Source organism: Mesorhizobium sp. M1348 (genome assembly GCF_040317925.1).
Taxonomy (GTDB): Bacteria; Pseudomonadota; Alphaproteobacteria; order Rhizobiales; family Rhizobiaceae; genus Mesorhizobium.
On record NZ_JAMYLH010000005.1, the window covers coordinates 20,285 to 36,149 of the forward strand.

The 15,865-nt window shown below is 64.3% G+C and carries 15 protein-coding genes; 8 read left to right on the forward strand and 7 right to left on the reverse strand.

What is annotated here, in order from left to right:
• The first annotated feature begins 43 nt into the window (after positions 1-43).
• The 3 genes from NKH13_RS10780 (at position 44) to NKH13_RS10790 (ending at position 4,536) form a co-directional block, all read left to right on the forward strand.
• Positions 44-910 (forward strand): alpha/beta fold hydrolase, encoded by an 867-nt coding sequence (locus NKH13_RS10780; RefSeq protein ID WP_352912484.1) that lies wholly within the window; start codon positions 44-46, stop codon positions 908-910.
• A gap of 166 nt (positions 911-1,076) precedes the next feature.
• The gene (locus NKH13_RS10785) at positions 1,077-3,128 is read left to right on the forward strand and encodes an elongation factor G (protein WP_352912485.1); all 2,052 of its coding nucleotides are present in this window, start codon (positions 1,077-1,079) and stop codon (positions 3,126-3,128) included.
• 910 nt (positions 3,129-4,038) lie between these two features.
• Positions 4,039-4,536, forward strand: coding sequence for a methyltransferase family protein (locus tag NKH13_RS10790; RefSeq protein ID WP_352712997.1), 498 nt, complete (start codon positions 4,039-4,041; stop codon positions 4,534-4,536).
• A 19-nt stretch (positions 4,537-4,555) separates the two neighbouring features.
• Here the strand turns inward: NKH13_RS10790 and NKH13_RS10795 are convergent, their stop codons facing one another.
• Complete coding sequence (locus tag NKH13_RS10795) at positions 4,556-5,308, reverse strand: SDR family oxidoreductase (RefSeq protein WP_352713000.1); 753 nt, start codon at positions 5,306-5,308, stop codon at positions 4,556-4,558.
• A gap of 121 nt (positions 5,309-5,429) precedes the next feature.
• On the opposite strand from NKH13_RS10795, the gene NKH13_RS10800 reads away from it, so the two are divergent.
• Positions 5,430-6,071, forward strand: a complete 642-nt coding sequence (locus NKH13_RS10800) for a TetR/AcrR family transcriptional regulator (protein ID WP_352912486.1) — start codon at positions 5,430-5,432, stop codon at positions 6,069-6,071.
• A gap of 269 nt (positions 6,072-6,340) precedes the next feature.
• On the opposite strand, the gene NKH13_RS10805 is transcribed toward NKH13_RS10800, so the two are convergent.
• Together NKH13_RS10805 and trxB are read right to left on the reverse strand one after the other, a co-directional pair.
• Positions 6,341-7,237 (reverse strand): LysR family transcriptional regulator, encoded by an 897-nt coding sequence (locus NKH13_RS10805; protein ID WP_352713003.1) that lies wholly within the window; start codon positions 7,235-7,237, stop codon positions 6,341-6,343.
• Positions 7,238-7,334: 97 nt separating this feature from the next.
• Positions 7,335-8,309 carry a thioredoxin-disulfide reductase gene (gene trxB / locus NKH13_RS10810; RefSeq protein WP_352713006.1) on the reverse strand — a complete coding sequence of 325 codons (975 nt, stop codon included), beginning with the start codon at positions 8,307-8,309 and terminating at the stop codon, positions 7,335-7,337.
• 267 nt (positions 8,310-8,576) lie between these two features.
• Between trxB and NKH13_RS10815 the strand changes: the two genes are divergently transcribed.
• The gene (locus NKH13_RS10815) at positions 8,577-9,053 is read left to right on the forward strand and encodes an Lrp/AsnC family transcriptional regulator (RefSeq protein ID WP_352469300.1); all 477 of its coding nucleotides are present in this window, start codon (positions 8,577-8,579) and stop codon (positions 9,051-9,053) included.
• A 215-nt stretch (positions 9,054-9,268) separates the two neighbouring features.
• On the opposite strand, the gene NKH13_RS10820 is transcribed toward NKH13_RS10815, so the two are convergent.
• From NKH13_RS10820 to NKH13_RS10830, 3 genes are all read right to left on the reverse strand, one after another.
• On the reverse strand, positions 9,269-9,844 hold the full coding sequence (locus tag NKH13_RS10820) for a D-sedoheptulose-7-phosphate isomerase (RefSeq protein ID WP_352713011.1): 576 nt from the start codon (positions 9,842-9,844) through the stop codon (positions 9,269-9,271).
• A 7-nt stretch (positions 9,845-9,851) separates the two neighbouring features.
• The gene (gene rfaE1 / locus NKH13_RS10825; protein ID WP_352713013.1) at positions 9,852-11,330 is read right to left on the reverse strand and encodes a D-glycero-beta-D-manno-heptose-7-phosphate kinase; all 1,479 of its coding nucleotides are present in this window, start codon (positions 11,328-11,330) and stop codon (positions 9,852-9,854) included.
• A 139-nt stretch (positions 11,331-11,469) separates the two neighbouring features.
• On the reverse strand, positions 11,470-12,102 hold the full coding sequence (locus NKH13_RS10830; protein ID WP_352713016.1) for a LysE family translocator: 633 nt from the start codon (positions 12,100-12,102) through the stop codon (positions 11,470-11,472).
• Between the two features lie 175 nt (positions 12,103-12,277).
• On the opposite strand from NKH13_RS10830, the gene rfaD reads away from it, so the two are divergent.
• The 3 genes from rfaD to waaC are packed head-to-tail and all read left to right on the forward strand — an operon-like array spanning position 12,278 to position 15,173.
• On the forward strand, positions 12,278-13,228 hold the full coding sequence (gene rfaD / locus NKH13_RS10835; protein WP_352713018.1) for an ADP-glyceromanno-heptose 6-epimerase: 951 nt from the start codon (positions 12,278-12,280) through the stop codon (positions 13,226-13,228).
• Positions 13,201-14,208, forward strand: a complete 1,008-nt coding sequence (waaF, locus tag NKH13_RS10840; RefSeq protein ID WP_352713021.1) for a lipopolysaccharide heptosyltransferase II — start codon at positions 13,201-13,203, stop codon at positions 14,206-14,208. The genes rfaD and waaF overlap by 28 nt, the downstream gene beginning before the upstream one ends.
• Positions 14,205-15,173 carry a lipopolysaccharide heptosyltransferase I gene (gene waaC, locus NKH13_RS10845; RefSeq protein ID WP_352912487.1) on the forward strand — a complete coding sequence of 323 codons (969 nt, stop codon included), beginning with the start codon at positions 14,205-14,207 and terminating at the stop codon, positions 15,171-15,173. Before waaF ends, waaC begins: the two co-directional genes overlap by 4 nt.
• Positions 15,174-15,311: 138 nt before the next feature.
• Here waaC and greA read toward each other — a convergent pair whose 3' ends face one another.
• Positions 15,312-15,785 carry a transcription elongation factor GreA gene (gene greA, locus NKH13_RS10850; protein WP_023719113.1) on the reverse strand — a complete coding sequence of 158 codons (474 nt, stop codon included), beginning with the start codon at positions 15,783-15,785 and terminating at the stop codon, positions 15,312-15,314.
• Positions 15,786-15,865: the final 80 nt, after the last annotated feature.

Genomic DNA, 15,865 nt, shown 5'->3' on the forward strand with positions numbered 1-15,865 from the left:
CATGCGATGTTGACCTGGAGACAATCCCAAGGTCCAACCAGATATGGCCGTTTCCCACCGCACGATCCGCACGCCGCAAGCGGATTTGCGCCTCAGCCAGTCGTCGGGACCCGGCATCCCGCTTGTCCTGATCCACGGCTCGGGCAGTTCGCGCGCCGTATTCGCCCGCCAGTTCGACAGCCCGTTGGCCGCTGCCCATCGGTTGATTGCTTTCGACCTGCCCGGCCATGGCGAATCCTCGGACGCCCGCGATCCGGCGACGGACTACACCATCGCCGGCCTTGCCCAATCGGCGGCTCAGCTCCTCGATGCCTTGGGCATCGGCCGCGCCGTCGTCTTCGGCTGGTCGCTTGGCGGGCACGTGGCAATCGAACTCGCGAGTTTTCACCGCGCCGTCGGCGGGCTGATGCTGACCGGCGCGCCGCCGGTATCGAAGGGTCCTTTCGGCATGCTGCGCGGCTTCCACGCGCATTGGGACATGCTGCTGGCGTCCAAAAAGACGTATTCCGAACGCGATGCCGAGCGCTTCGAGACGCTGTGTTTCGGCGACACCGCCGATCCGTCCTTCCGCCAAGCCATCCTGCGCACCGACGGCCGGCTGCGCGCCGCGGTGACGCGCGGCATGCTCACCGGCAAGGGCGCCGACCAGAGACAAGTGGTCGAGCAGGCGGCATTTCCGGTTGCCATCGTCAATGGCGAGAACGACCCGTTCGTCCGGCTCGGCTATTTTGAAACGCTCGCCTACGGCTCGTTGTGGGAGCAGTGCCACATCATTCCCGGTGCCGGGCATGCGCCTTTCTGGGAGCGTGCGGACCGGTTCAATCCGTTGCTCGCGCGCTTTGCCGAGACGGTGGCAGTGCAGCGCGTCGACGCAACCCCGCTGGCGTCGCGCCTAGCCGGCACCGGCTGAACCCAGCCCCTCAACTTCAAATCCCTTCAACTTCAAATCCCTTGCCCTCCCGGCCTGCCCGTGGGACGATGCCTTTTGGGTAGGTGGCAAATTGAAAAAAGCCTCGCCCGCGACGGCCGACAGGCCGGCCGCCGCTCACAGGGAAACGCCTGAGTGGAGGTCAGCCATGGGTACTCGCGCCGGAGGACGACGCACGGGACCGAAATGCATTGCCATAGTCGGTCCCTTCGCAAGCGGTAAGACGACACTTCTCGAAGCCATACTCGCCCGTACAGGCGCCATTCCCCGCCAGAATCCCGTTTCGTCGGGAAATACCGTTTCCGATCATTCGCCCGAGGCGCGCGCTCACGGCATGAGCGTCGAGGCGACCTTCGCCACCACCGATTTCATGGGCGAGCCGTTCACCTTCGTCGATTGTCCCGGCTCCATCGAATTCTCCTTCGAAGCCGAGCCGGTGCTGGCCGCCTGCGACGTCGCCGTGGTCGTTGCCGAGGCTGACGAGAAGAAGATCCCTGCCCTGCAGCTGATCATGCGCAAGCTCGACGATCTCGGCGTGCCGCGCATGCTGTTCCTGAACAAGGTCGACAAGGCGATAGCAGGCGTGCGCGACACGCTGAAGATGCTGCAGCCGGCAAGCTCGGTGCCTCTGCTGCTGCGCCAGATCCCGCTGCGCAAGGACGGCGTCGTCATCGGCTCGATCGACCTCGCTTTGGAGCGTGCCTACATCTATCGCGAATATGCCGAGAGCGAGGTCGCCCAGATCCCGAGCGACGACAAGGCGCGCGAGCTCGAGGCGCGTTTTTCCATGCTGGAGACGCTCGCCGACCATGACGACCGGCTGATGGAGCAATTGCTGGACGAGATCGAACCGCCGAAGGACGCGATCTTCGACGATCTTGCCGCCGACCTGCGCGACGGCATAGTGACGCCGGTGCTGATCGGCACCGCCGAGAAGGGCAATGGCGTGCTGCGCCTGTTGAAGGCGATCCGTCACGACGCACCCGACATCGAGGCGACGCGCCAGCGTCTCGGCGCGCCCGACGGCAATGCCACCGTGGTCCAGGTGATGAAGACCATCCACACCGCGCATGGCGGCAAGCTGTCGGTCTCGCGCATCCTGTCCGGCCAGGTCGCCGACGCAGCCGAGCTGTTCCTTTCCACCGGCGAGACGGCAAAGGTCTCCGGCATCTACAAGATGCTCGGCAAGGACCAGGTCAAGCTGATTTCGGCCAAGGCCGGCGACACGGTCGCGCTCGGCAAGCTGGACGCCGTCAGGACCGGCCAGACGCTGAGCTCGACCAAGGGCGGCATCAAGCCGCTGGTCACGCTGGCGCCGCCGCAACCGGTCTTCGCCTTCGCGCTGCGACCGAAGGAGCGCAAGGACGAGGTCAAGATGTCGGCGGCCATCCAGCGCCTGGCCGAGGAAGATCCCTCGCTCAACCTGCATCACAACCAGGATTCGGCCGAAACCGTGCTGTCCGGTCATGGCGAGATGCATCTGCGCGTCGTGCGCGAGCGGCTGGAAGGCAAGAACCAGATCCCGATCGAAGGCCATGTGCCGGCCGTGCCCTATCGGGAGACGATCCGCAAAGCGACGCAGCAGCGCGGCCGCCACAAGAAACAATCGGGCGGCCACGGCCAGTTCGGCGATGTGGTGCTGGAGATCAAACCGCTGCCGCGCGGGTCAGGCTTCCAGTTCACCGATACGATCACCGGCGGCGTCGTGCCGAAGACCTACATCCAGTCGGTCGAGACCGGCGTGCGCGATTATCTGAAATCCGGCCCGCTCGGCTTCCCGGTCGTCGATGTTGCCGTCAACCTCTCCGACGGCTCCTACCATGCGGTCGATTCCTCCGACATGGCCTTCCAGATGGCAGCGAAGCTGGCGATGAAGGAAGGCATGGCCGCGTGCTCGCCGGTGCTGCTCGAGCCGGTAATGAAGGTCGAGATCGTCACGCCGTCGGATGCGACGTCGAAGATCATCGCGCTGATCCCGCAGCGGCGCGGCCAGATCCTCGGCTACGACGCGCGGCCCGATTGGCCGGGATGGGACGTGGTCGAGGCGACCATGCCGCAGGCCGAGATCGGCGACCTCATCATCGAGCTGCGTTCGGCCACAGCGGGTGTCGCCAGCTACCGGGCCGTCTTCGACCACATGGCCGAACTCACCGGCCGGTTGGCCGACGAAGCGCTGAACACCAACGGCAAGGCCGCCTGAAACGGCAGCTGGCGGCCAGAACACAAGGGACACACAAGGAAACGGCGCCCGGACCATCCGGGCGCCGTTTCGTTGCGGACCGTCTTCGTGGGAGGCGAAACGGCAGGTCCGCCGCATACTTGCCGCCGGTGCCCGGCGGCGGAGGAAGGTTCGGACGCGGTAGCCGCCTGAGCCCGGATCGTCCGAGTGATGCCCCCATCCCCCGGACGAACCACACCGCGTCCTATGTTCTGCTTAATCGATTTGGCGCGCCCGCGGCATGTTACCCGAGGTTACATGTCACTGTTACGCGGCCGTTCCGGCCGATTTTCTGGCGATGTGTTGGTTTCAGGCAACAAAAAAGCCGGATCAATGAAGACCCGGCTGAGTTTGATTGGAAGTGCCTGTTAAGGCTAACCTCCAGAGGGGAACACTCGAGAGCGCTAATGGGAGGAGAACGCGCTCAGGAGATGATCTATATATGTGCTCTTCATGCCCAAGAAACAAGCATCTATTTTGCAACACACACATGCAAAAAGGCGTCGGCTGTGGTCTAATCCGTCCCGAAGCCCAATAGGACCAGTTGAATCGCTGAAATGCAGCGTGCGGCAAGGGAAAAATCGATCTGCAGCCGCGAATCAGCAGCGATTCCTGCTCGGAAAGTCGAAAAACGCAGGATGACGTAGAATCGTGCAGCACGCGTTTGTTTTTTCGGCAGCCAGACCTTGCTGGTGCATGTCGCCTAAAAGCCCGCCATCGAGCTTGACCTGAGGGTGCAGCGGTTTGGTTTACATGCCAAGGACAAGACCTGAAGCGCGTCGCAGGAGACCGTTCAAGGGCGCGCCTTGGAGCATGATCCCGGTCGAACAGGAAGATAGAGCTCCAACCCGATTCTATCGGGATGGAACAGGCTCTAGGTAAGGAGACCTCCATGCGGGCCGCTTCGGCGATCGCCGGCAGCGTCATCTTCCTTGCTGCAGCGCCCGGCGTGGTCGCCGGACTGGTGCCTTGGCTGCTGACCGACCGCTATCGCCTGCCCTGGTCGAGACTGCCCGGTTTCGTTCCTGTGGGCTGGCTGCTGGTTATCGCCGGCACAGCCATACTGCTGCATGCCTTCGCCCGGTTTGCCCTGGAGGGCCTGGGTACGCCCGCCCCGGTCGCGCCGACCGAAAGGCTGGTCGTCGGCGGCATCTACCGCCATGTCCGCAACCCGATGTACGTCGCCGTGCTGTCGATCGTCCTCGGCCAGGCGCTGCTGTTTTCGAGCTGGACGGTCGCTGCTTATCTAATCATCGCCGCGGCCGCCATGATCTCCTTCGTGAAACTATATGAGGAACCGACGCTTGCCCGCCGCTACGGCGACGAATACGAAGCCTACCGCCGCGCCGTACCAGGCTGGCTGCCCCGCCTGACACCTTGGCGCGGCTGAAGCAGCCTCGAAGGCTGCGTCACCACGGCAGCGGGCCGTCCTCGTTCGAGAACGTGCCCGTCGGACCGTTCGCGTCGAGAAGCGCGAGGCGCACGGGCTCCCGCGCGGCCTGTTCGACGGTGCGCGGACCTTCGAAGTTGTTCAGCTCCGTCGCGGTGTAGCCCGGGCACGCAGCGTTGACCTTGATGCCGGTCTCCTGGAGCTCGATGGCGAAGGCGAGCGTCATCGCGTTGACCGCCGTCTTCGACGGGTTGTAAACGGCGCCAAACGAAGTGCGGTACGGAAAGGCCGGATCCGCGTTCAATGTCTGCGAGCCGGCGCCGCTCGATACGTTGACGATACGTGCCGCCGGCGCCTCACGAAGGAGCCGCAGCATCGCTTGCGTGACGGCGATGACGCCAAACACGTTCGTCTCGAACACCGCGCGTACGTCGTCGAGAGAGGCAACACTCGGGCGGCCCGAGTTGATGATCTCCTCGAGCGGCCTGCCCGGCTTTCCCGCATGGGAGATGCCGGCATTGTTCACCAGCACGTCGAGGCGGCCGAGTTCGATACGGATGCGCTCTGCCGCGGCGGCGATCGACGCCTGGTCGGTGACGTCGAGCTGCAGGGCGTGGGCATCCCCTCCGATGCTCTTTGCGGCTGCCTCCGCATGCTCGAGCCTGCGCGATCCTACGAGCACGGTGAGGCCGTTCGCCGCGAGATCCTTGGCGATCTGAAGACCGATGCCCTTGTTGGCCCCGGTGACCAGGGCGACGGGTTTGTCCTGCATGGTAATCTCCTTCTGTGCACCGACGTGTGGCCAACACCGCCTTGCCGTGCTAGATACAAGTCAAACGGAACCACGTTCCATATATATCCGGAACAAGGTTCCGTTTGCAAGAGGCAATTTGATGGACGAAAAAGCGCCGAACGGCAAAACGAAAGATCAAGGCGATGGTCTGGAACCCCGCGACCGCGCGGATCGCCACGTGCGCGCCGACGCACGGCGCAACATCGACGCGTTGCTCCGGGCGGCCATGGCGGTGTTCGCGACCTCCGGCGTGGAGGCTCCGGTGCGAGAGATCGCGGAAAAGGCTGGCGTCGGCGTCGGCACCGTCTACCGCCACTTTCCACAGCGCTCGGACCTGATCGTGGCCGTCTTCCGCAACGAGGTTGACGCCTGTGCGGACGCCGCGCCGATCCTGGCCAGGAAGCATGAGCCGGGTGAAGCGCTGGCCCTGTGGATGCAGCGCTACGTGGATTTCATCACGGCAAAACGCGGCCTCGCGGCAGCCTTGTACTCAGGCAATCCGGCCTTCGAGACTTTGCCTGCCTATTTCAACCAACGGCTCCGGCCCGCGCTCCAAACATTGCTAGAGGCAGCGGCCGCGGCCGGCGAGGTGCGCGCCGATATCGAGCCGGGCGACCTGTTGGGGGCGGCCGCCAGCCTTGCCATGCCGGCACATGGTGGCGGCCCTGCCCAGGCGCGGCGCATGGTTGCCCTGCTCGTCGATGGTTTGCGCTACGGCGCCAGCACGCCGGCGCGCTCCTAGCCCAGAAGCCGATAATTAGCGAAACCGGCGATACAGCCCCCTTCTCCCCGTCACTATACGGGGAGAAGTGCCCGGCAGGGCGATGAGGGGCGGCACGACATATCAGGACTGCCGATCGCCGAGCCAAGCCAAGTACGACAAAGGCTGGTGCTGCACCTCATCTGGCTACCGCCATCTTCTCCCCGTATAGTGGCGGGGAGAAGGACGCTTTCGCCGAAGCTTTCGCCAATCGCCGACGTTGCTCGGAAAGCCGGCGGGCTGACTAGAAACTAAAACGACCAGCTGCGCGCCTTGGCGATGATGAAATCGCGGAAGACATGCAGCTTCGCCTGGTTCTTCATCGCGTCGGGATAGGCGAAATAAGTATCGAAGGACGGCACCTCGGTCTCGGGCAGCAACTGCACCAGCCCCGAATCCTTGCTGACCACGTAATCGGGCAGCATGGCGATACCGGCGCCGCCCTGCACCGCCCGCTTGATCGATAGGATGTCGTTGATCTGCAGCGTCGGCACCCTTTGCCCGCCTTCGAAATCGCCGACCGTCTCCAGCCAGTTCAGTTCCGACAGGTGCGCCGGCACCGGCACGCCGAAGGTGACGATGCGATGGGCCTTCAGCTCGGCGATCGAATTCGGCTTGCCGTGTTTGTTCACATAGGAGGGCGCCGCGTAGAGATGGAAATGCACGGTGAACAGACGGCGCTGAATAAGGTCCGGCTGCTGCGGCTGGCGCAACCGGATGGCGCAGTCGGCCTGGCGCATCGTGAGGTCGAGTTCCTCATTGGCCAGGATGAGCTGCAGGCTGACCTCGGGATAGAGCTCGATGAACTCCTGCACGCGCTCGGTCAGCCAGCCGGCGCCGAGGCCGACCGTGGTCGTCACCCTGAGCACGCCGGAGGGCCGGTCCTTGGTTTCGGTCAGTCGCGACTTGATGGTTTCGAGCTTCATCAGCACGTCGTGCGCCGTGCGGAACAGCATCTCGCCCTGCTCGGTCAGCACCAGGCCGCGAGCGTGGCGGTTGAACAGCGGGACGCCGACATCATGCTCGAGCGCGCTGACCTGCCGGGAGATCGCCGATTGCGACAAATGCAGTGTTTCCGCCGCATGCGTGAACGACCCCGCTTCCGCTGCGGCGTGAAACACGCGTAGCTTGTCCCAATCCAACGCCATGATTTCCCCTCGTCCTGTTTTCTGGCGTCCGCCTGTTATGGCGTCTGAATGAAAAATCAGGCTTTTGCGCGGCTCTTCTCAGCCGCTTGTCGAACAATCACTCCGCCGCTTCGCGGTGAACCTCGATCCCTGCCAGATATTTTTCCGCCTCGAGCGCGGCCATGCAACCGAGCCCGGCAGCCGTCACCGCCTGGCGGTAGATATCGTCGGTCACGTCGCCGGCGGCGAACACGCCCGGCATGTCGGTGCGGGTCGAATCCGGCGCCGTCCACAGATAGCCGTTCGGCTTCTGCTTCAGCTTGCCGGCAAACAGCTCGACCGCCGGCGCGTGGCCGATCGCCACGAACACGCCGTCGACCACCAGATGCATCTCCTGCCCAGTCACCACGTTGCGCAGCTTCAGCCCTTCGACCGAAGGCGGCATCGGCGCCTTGCCGGGCCGGCCGGTGACCTCGTCGACCACCGTGTCCCAGATGACGCGGACATTGTCTTTCCGCAGCAGCCGCTCGCGCAGGATGCGCTCGGCGCGGAAATCGCTGCGCCTGTGGATGACGGTGACGCTCTTGGCCAGGTTGGAGAGATAGAGCGCTTCCTCCACCGCCGAATTGCCGCCGCCGATCACCGCGACATCCTTGCCGCGGTAGAAGAAGCCGTCGCAGGTGGCGCAGGCCGAAACGCCAAACCCCATGAAGGTCTGTTCGCTCGGGATGCCCAGCCATTTCGCCTGAGCGCCGGTGGCGATGATCAGCGCGTCGGCGGTATAGATCGTGCCGGAATCGCCCTTGGCGCGGAACGGCCGCACGTTGAGGTCGACCTCGGTGATGATGTCGTTGACGATGTCGGTGCCGACATGCTCGGCCTGCCTGAGCATTTCGCTCATCAGCCATGGACCCTGGATCGGTTCGGCGAAGCCCGGATAGTTTTCGACGTCGGTGGTGATCATCAGTTGCCCGCCCTGCTGCAGGCCGGCGACCAGCATCGGCTTGAGCATGGCGCGGGCGGCATAGATCGCCGCCGTATAGCCGGCAGGGCCGGAGCCGATGATGAGAACAGGCGCGTGCTTGGTGATCATGAAAAGCCTCTGCGGGGGAGCAGCCATGGATTGTGGCATGAACTCTCGTCGATTGTTGCGCGTAATGTAAGTGTTGCCTGCGACGCCAGCAAGGCAAGTTGCCGTTCGTCCCCGGAAAGCTTCGGCGCCGGCGACGGCGACAAGCAACCCGCAGCAAGATGATGCGAAAATCCTCGATCCAGCGGATGGAATAGACAGCAAAGTCGTTTAACTACAAAGTCGCGAAAGATTCTTTCGCGTCACCACGGAAGCCGCACGGAAGCCACCATGCCGATCAAGGCCGATCTCGATGCCATCGACTGGAAGATCCTGCGCGAGCTTCAGCAGGACGGACGCATGACCAATGTCGAACTGTCGGGCCGCGTCGGCATTTCGGCGCCGCCGTGCCTGCGCCGCGTCCGGCGGTTGGAAGAGGCCGGCATCATCCGCGGCTACCGCGCACTGCTCAACGCACCGGCGCTCGGCCTCGACGTCGTCGCCTTCTGCCTGATCGGCCTGCATCACCAGGCCGACGCCGAGCTCAAGACCTTCGCCGAGCGAACCCGCGGCTGGCCGATCGTTCGCGATGCCTGGATGGTGTCGGGCGAGTCCGATTTCCTGCTGCATTGCGTAGCGAGCGACCTCGGCACCTTCCAGACCTTCGTCATCGAGGAACTGGCCTCGGCCCCAAATGTCGATACGGTGCGAACCGCGCTGACCATCCGGCGGGTCAAAGACGAAGGGCTGGTGGCGTTTTCGGCTTGAGAGACCAGGCAAGGCGCCTGAGAAACAAAAAACCGGAAACAAAAAACCCGCCTCGGGAGCGGGTCGTCGGTGGGAATCATCACCATACCCAAATTAGTAGCATAGCTGCCGGCACAAAGCAAGAACAAAATGTGGCGACCTCGATGAATTTGCCGATCTCCCCCCTTTCGGGGGAGATTGCAGCTTCGCCCACGGCATCAACTCCGAATGCCCGATCACCCCGCGTCGCAGAGGCGCTCTTCGACCATTTCGCACAAATGGTGATAGAGGCACAGATGCCCCTGCTGGATGATCGGCGTCGAGGTCGAGGGTACGTTGAGCAGGATGTCGGAGAGCGGCTTCAGCTTGCCGCCGGTGTCGCCGGTCAGGCTGATCACCGTTATGCCCATCATGCGCGCCTGTTGGGCGGCGGCGAGGATGCTTGGCGAATTGCCGCTGGTCGAGATGGCGAGCAGCACGGCGCCCGCCGAGCCATGCGCCTCGACCTGGCGTGCAAACACCGTGTCGAAGCCGTAATCATTCCCCCAGGCGGTCAGCACTGCCGCGTTGGCCGGCAGCGCGATGACGTTGTAGGCCTTGCGCTCCCTGAGGAAGCGGCCGACCAACTCGCCGGCGATGTGGATGGCGTCGCTGGCCGAGCCGCCATTGCCGGCTATCAGCAGCACCTTGCCCTGCGAAAGCGCGGCGACGACGGCGTTGACCGCCCGCTCCATCTCGCTGGTCAGGTCGCGCTCCACCATCGCCGAAATCGCAGCCGCCGAGCGGACCAGGTAATCGTTCAGTTCGGACATGAAACCCTCAGTTCCCGGCGCGCAATCTGCCGATGGTGCCGGTCGTGCTCTTGCCGGCGACGAGATCGACCAGCACGACGCGCCCGCCGGCCTTCTGCACGACATCGGCGCCAACCACCTGATCGACCGTATAGTCGGCGCCCTTGACCAGTATGTCGGGGCTCAGCGCCTCGATCAGCGAAAGCGGCGTATCCTCCTCGAAGATGACGACGGCGTCGACCGAGGCAAGTGCTGCCAGCACGCAGGCCCGGTCATGCTGGTCGTTGACCGGGCGTCCCGGCCCTTTCAGCCGGCGCACCGAGGCATCGCTGTTGAGGCCGAGCACCAGCCGGTCGCACTGGCTGCGCGCCGCATGCAACAGGCTGACATGGCCGGCATGCAGGATATCGAAACAGCCATTGGTGAAACCGACGCTCAAGCCCTCGTCCTTCCAGGCCCCCACCAGCCGCGCCGCGGCGGCGGCATCGAGGATGGCATCCTTGTGGGCAACCGGGCCGTGCGAGCGAAACAGCGCACCGGTGAGTTCCTCGATCGTCAGCCGCGCCGTGCCGCGCTTGCCGACGACAACGCCGCCGGCTGCGTTGGCGATGGATCCGGCCATGACGCGATCGGCCCCTGCCGCCAGGGCCAGCGCGAAGGTCGCGATCACCGTGTCGCCGGCGCCCGAAACGTCGAACACTTCGCGCGCCTGCGTGGCGATATGGCGGGCGTCGTCCGCACCGACGACGCTCATGCCCTTTTCGCTGCGCGTCGCGACGACGAAATCGAAACCGTGCGCCGAAATCAGCTGGCGCGCCGCCGCCTCGATTTCGTCGTCGGCAAACACTGCGCGCCCGACCGCCTCGCCGAGTTCTTTGCGGTTGGGCGTGATTGCCGTCGCGCCGGCATAACGCGCATAATCGCTGCCCTTCGGATCGACCAGCACCGGCTTGCCCGCTTCCCGGCAAATCGAGATCAGCTCGCCGGCGACGCCGCCGAGCAGCACGCCCTTGCCATAGTCGGACAGGATGACGATGTCGGCGCGCGCCAGCGCTTCGCGAAAATGCCCGACCAATGTCGCGCGCTCGGCATCGCCCAGCGGCTTGATTTCCTCTTCGTCGAAACGCAGCACCTGCTGGTTGAGCGCGCTGAACCGGCTTTTGGACGAGGTCATGCGATCGGCATCCTGCGCCAGCCCGCCGGTGTCGACGCGAAATTCGCCGAGCATGCGCATGACGTTCTTGCCGGCCTCGTCAGCGCCGATCCCCGAGACCGGTATCGCGGCAGCGCCGAGCGAAACGATATTGGCGACGACATTGCCGGCGCCGCCCATGGCCAGCGTTTCGCCGCGCCCGTGCAGCACGGGGATCGGCGCTTCCGGCGAAATGCGCTCGATCACGCCATTGACGAAACGGTCGAGGATGAAATCGCCGACCACCAGCACGGTGGCGTTGCCGAAGCGCGAGATGGCGCGGTGAAGAGGTTCGGGTGAAGGAAGCTTGATCATGTCAACGCGCGGGAGAGCCGATTTCAGTGACAGGGAAACTCGATTGGCAGGGCCGGCCGTTCAAGGCGATGCCGATATACCGCAATTTCAGCCGACGCAACGGTAGGCCTTCGACCGATCGCGGCGGCGAGACAGTGCGTCAGCTTTTCTGCAACGCGACATGCATGCCCAGCCCGACGAGCACCGTACCGCCGGCGCGCCGCATCAGGCGCTGCGCCCGGCTCGACTGCCGCAGCCTGGCGATCACCGCGCCGGCCAGCACCACGCAAACAATGTCGGCCGACGAGAACATCAAATTGACGATCGTTCCAAGCACGACGAACTGCAGCCAGACCGGAAACGCTGCCGAGGCATCGATGAATTGCGGCAGGAACGCCATGAAGAAAATCGCCGTTTTCGGGTTGAGCACCTCAACGGCAACGCTCTCGAAAAAGGCGCGGCGGGCAGATTTCGGCTGAATTCCCGGCAAGACGGCATCGCCTTGCGCCTTGGCGCGAAACAGCGAAACACCGAGCCAGATCAGATACAGCGCACCGACCAGCTTGACTGCCATGTAAAGCACCGGCACGGCATGGAAAAGCACCGACAGGCCAACAGCGGCGGCGAAGACATGAACGTAGCCGCCAAGATGGATGCCGAGCGCCGCCATCAGGCCGGACCAGCGGCCGCGCGCCATGGTTTGCGCGGCGGCATAGAGCATGGCGGGGCCGGGGATATAGGCGAAGATCGCCGTGGTGGCAAAAAAGGCGACAAGCAGTTCGGTTGACGGCATTGCCTTGCTCCTGTCGCCGGTCGGCCGGCAGGCCGACTGAAACGTGACCTTTGCGGCGCCACTATGGCGCTCATCCGGCCGCCCGCCACCTGCTTTGTCGACAGCCCGGCCCGCCTCCCCTATAAGGCCAGAATCCCACAAGGGCTACAACCGGCACAAGGTACCAGAGGCTTTCATGATCATCGTCACGGGCGGCGCCGGCATGATCGGTTCCAACATCGTCGCCGCGCTCAACGCCGACGGTTTCAGCGACATCCTCGTCGTCGACGACCTCACCTACGGCCACAAGATCGCCAACCTCGCCGATCTCGAGATCGCCGACTATCTCGACAAGGACGATTTCCTGGCGCGGATGGAGGCCGGAGACCTCGGCCGCATCGAGGCCGTCTTCCACCAAGGCGCCTGCTCGACCACCACCGAATGGAACGGCAAGTTCATGATGGAGGTCAACTACACCTATTCGAAGCGCCTGCTGCACGCCTGCCTGGCCCTGCGCGTGCCCTTCCTCTATGCCTCGTCCGCTTCGGTCTATGGCGGCGGCGCCGAGTTCCGCGAGGAGCCGCAATACGAACGCCCGCTCAACGTCTATGCCTATTCGAAAAAGCTGTTCGACGACTATGTCCGCCGTACCGTATTCGATACGGATCATTCGCCGGTGGCGGGCCTGCGTTATTTCAACGTCTACGGACCGCGCGAGGCGCACAAGGGCGCCATGGCCTCTGTTGCCTTCCATTTGTTCAACCAGGTCGAACGCGGCGAAAACCCCAAGCTGTTCGGCGCCTATGACGGTTTCGGGCCCGGCGAGCAGAGCCGCGATTTCATCCATGTCGGCGATGTCGCCGACGTCAATCTGTGGCTGTGGAGACGCGGTTCGAGCGGCATCTTCAACTGCGGCACAGGCAAGGCCCAGCCCTTCCGCGCCATTGCCGAAACGGTGATCGATACGCTCGGCCAAGGCCAGATCGAGTTCATCGAGTTTCCCGACCACCTCAAGGGCAGCTACCAGAGCTTTACGCAAGCTGATATGTCCCGCTTGCGCGCAGCCGGTTACAATGGCCAGTTCCGCACAGTGGAAACCGGCGTCAGAGACTATGTCGAATGGCTGAAAGCCCAACGATCCTCGTGATCGGCCCACGCTGGGTGGGCGACATGGTGATGGCCCAGTGCCTATTCTCGGCGCTGAGGGAGCTTCATCCGGATGCCGCCATAGACGTGCTGGCGCCGGCCTGGGCAGCGCCGCTGGTCAAGCGCATGCCCGAAATCCGCCAGCAGATCGACGTGCCGCTGAAATCCGGCGCGTTCGAATTCCGCATCCGAAGGCGCTTCGGCCGCCTGCTGCGCGGCCGCTACGACATGGCCTTTGTCCTGCCGGGAAGCTGGAAATCGGCGCTGATCCCGTTCTTTGCCGGTATTCCGCGCCGCGTCGGCCATCTCAAGGAAATGCGCTATGGGCTGCTGACCGACATCGTGCCGTTGCCCGATCGCCTGAAACGGCGCACCGCGCAGGCCTATTTCAGCCTTGCCCGGGGCGGCGCCTTCCGGGCCCCGAAGCTTGCGGTCGATCAAGCCAGCCAGGCGGCACTGCTCGGCCGTTTCGGGCTGACGCCGGGGAAATTCGTGGCACTGATGCCGGGCGCCGAATTCGGCCCGGCCAAGCGCTGGCCGAGCGAACACTATGCCGGGCTTGCCCGCGAGATGATGGCGAAAGGGTTTGGCGTCGCACTGTTCGGATCGAAGAACGACGCCCAGGTGACGGCTGAAATCGCCGCGCTGGCGCCGGGCGCCGTCGATCTCGCCGGCCAGACAAGGCTCGAGGATGCCATCGACCTGATCGCGGCGGCGAGGCTCGCCGTCTCCAACGACAGCGGGCTGATGCATGTCGCCGCCGCCGTCGGCACGCCGGTCGTCGCCGTCTACGGCTCGACCTCGCCTGAGAACACGCCGCCGCTCGCCGAGCGCCGCGAACTGGTCTGGCTCGGCCTGTCCTGTTCGCCCTGCCACAGAAAGACCTGCCCGCTCGGCCATCTCAACTGCCTGAAGACGCTGGAGGTCGAACGGGTCGTGGCTGCGGCGGAGCGGCTGCTGGAAATGCCGGCCGCCGCATGAAGGTGCTGATCGTCAAGACGTCGTCGATGGGCGACGTCATCCACACCTTCCCGGCGGTCGAGGATGCGCGCCGCGCCCGGCCGGATATCTCCTTCGACTGGTGCGTGGAAGAGGCATTTGCCGGAATCGTGGCGCTGCATCCAGCCATCCAAACCATCCACAGCGTGGCGATCCGGCGCTGGCGCAGGAAGCTGCTCCAGCCCGGCACGTGGCGGGAAGTGGTCGGCTTGCGCCGCGCCTTGCGAGATTGCCGCTACGACCTTGTCCTCGATGCACAAGGCTTGCTGAAATCGGCGCTGGTGGCACGGCTGGCGGCAGCACCGATCGCCGGTTTCGACCGGTCGAGCGCCCGCGAGCCTTCGGCGAGCCTGTTTTATGGCCATCGCGACGCCGTGCCGCGCGGCCTGCATGCCATCGAGCGCACGAGACGGCTGTTCGGGCTGGCGCTCGGCTACGAGCCGGATTTTTCCCGGCTTGAATCGGGCATCGTGCCGCCAGCCGGAAGATTTGTCGGCGAAAAGACCGCCTTCCTGCTGCACGGCACCAGCCGCGAGGACAAGAAATGGCCGGTCGCGGACTGGATCGAAACCGCCCGCCTGCTGGTGGGCACGGGAATGACGCCGGTCACCACCTGGTCGAACGACCGGGAAAAGGCGGTTGCCGAGGCGATCGCCGGCGCCGTTGCGCAGACCGTGGTGTTTCCCAGGTCGCCGCTTGCCGAGATCGCCGCTGTCATCGGCGGCTCGGCGCTGGTCATCGGCGCCGACACCGGCCTGACCCATCTCGCCAGCGCTTTCGGTCTGCCGACGGTGGCGGTGTTCCTGGCGACGGAGCCCGGCCTGACGGGGCCACGCGGGCCATTCTCATCGACGCTGCTGGCGAGGCCCGGCCGTAGCGTCACGCCGCCGGAGGTGATGGCGGAAGCCGAGAGATTGCTGGCGCTTAAATTACAAGGCGCTGCATAGGACCTTTTCAGAATTCGCTCTGGCGAGTCGAATAGCGTGGTTTTCGAGAACCGGAGCGGAGCGTACTTAAAGTACGTGAGCACCGGAAGCGCAGAAAACCGCGCTAGTCGGCCGCCAGAGTAGAATTATCAAAAGGTCCTAGATGAACTGCACCTGGACGATCTCGTAGCCCCTGGCGCCGCCCGGCGCATTGACCTCGATGGCATCGCCGACTTCCTTGCCGATCAGGGCACGCGCGATCGGCGAGGAGATCGAGATGCGGCCGGACTTCACGTCTGCTTCCTGGTCGCCGACGATCTGGTAGGTCTTTTTCTCCTCGGTATCCTCGTCGACCAGCACCACGGTGGCGCCGAACTTGACCTTGTCGCCGCTGAGCTTGGTGACGTCGATCACCTCGGCCCGCGCGATCAGGTCCTCGAGTTCGTTGACCCGGCCCTCATTGAGGCTCTGTGCCTCTTTTGCCGCGTGATATTCGGCATTTTCGGAGAGGTCGCCATGCGAGCGCGCTTCGGAAATCGCCTCGATAATACGCGGCCGCTCCTGTTGCTGGCGCCAGCGCAGTTCTTCCTTCAATGACGCGAACCCCTCGCCTGTCATCGGGACCTTGTTCATAATGCCTGACCTTTCCTGCCGCCGCCCCCGCAATCGGGAGCGACCTTGTCGATGGTACAAAAAGAAAACGGTCCGGCAGC

Bases quoted from the DNA above. Each gene is read 5' to 3' on its own strand.
- NKH13_RS10785 (WP_352912485.1), top strand. From the start codon at position 1,077: ATGGGTACTCGCGCCGGAGGACGACGCACGGGACCGAAATGCATTGCC.
- NKH13_RS10780 (WP_352912484.1), top strand. From the start codon at position 44: ATGGCCGTTTCCCACCGCACGATCCGCACGCCGCAAGCGGATTTGCGC.
- NKH13_RS10815 (WP_352469300.1), top strand. From the start codon at position 8,577: ATGCCGATCAAGGCCGATCTCGATGCCATCGACTGGAAGATCCTGCGC.
- greA (WP_023719113.1), bottom strand. From the start codon at position 15,785: ATGAACAAGGTCCCGATGACAGGCGAGGGGTTCGCGTCATTGAAGGAA.
- NKH13_RS10800 (WP_352912486.1), top strand. From the start codon at position 5,430: ATGGACGAAAAAGCGCCGAACGGCAAAACGAAAGATCAAGGCGATGGT.
- trxB (WP_352713006.1), bottom strand. From the start codon at position 8,309: ATGATCACCAAGCACGCGCCTGTTCTCATCATCGGCTCCGGCCCTGCC.
- NKH13_RS10830 (WP_352713016.1), bottom strand. From the start codon at position 12,102: ATGCCGTCAACCGAACTGCTTGTCGCCTTTTTTGCCACCACGGCGATC.
- rfaD (WP_352713018.1), top strand. From the start codon at position 12,278: ATGATCATCGTCACGGGCGGCGCCGGCATGATCGGTTCCAACATCGTC.
- NKH13_RS10790 (WP_352712997.1), top strand. From the start codon at position 4,039: ATGCGGGCCGCTTCGGCGATCGCCGGCAGCGTCATCTTCCTTGCTGCA.
- NKH13_RS10795 (WP_352713000.1), bottom strand. From the start codon at position 5,308: ATGCAGGACAAACCCGTCGCCCTGGTCACCGGGGCCAACAAGGGCATC.
- waaC (WP_352912487.1), top strand. From the start codon at position 14,205: ATGAAGGTGCTGATCGTCAAGACGTCGTCGATGGGCGACGTCATCCAC.
- NKH13_RS10805 (WP_352713003.1), bottom strand. From the start codon at position 7,237: ATGGCGTTGGATTGGGACAAGCTACGCGTGTTTCACGCCGCAGCGGAA.
- rfaE1 (WP_352713013.1), bottom strand. From the start codon at position 11,330: ATGATCAAGCTTCCTTCACCCGAACCTCTTCACCGCGCCATCTCGCGC.
- waaF (WP_352713021.1), top strand. From the start codon at position 13,201: ATGGCTGAAAGCCCAACGATCCTCGTGATCGGCCCACGCTGGGTGGGC.
- NKH13_RS10820 (WP_352713011.1), bottom strand. From the start codon at position 9,844: ATGTCCGAACTGAACGATTACCTGGTCCGCTCGGCGGCTGCGATTTCG.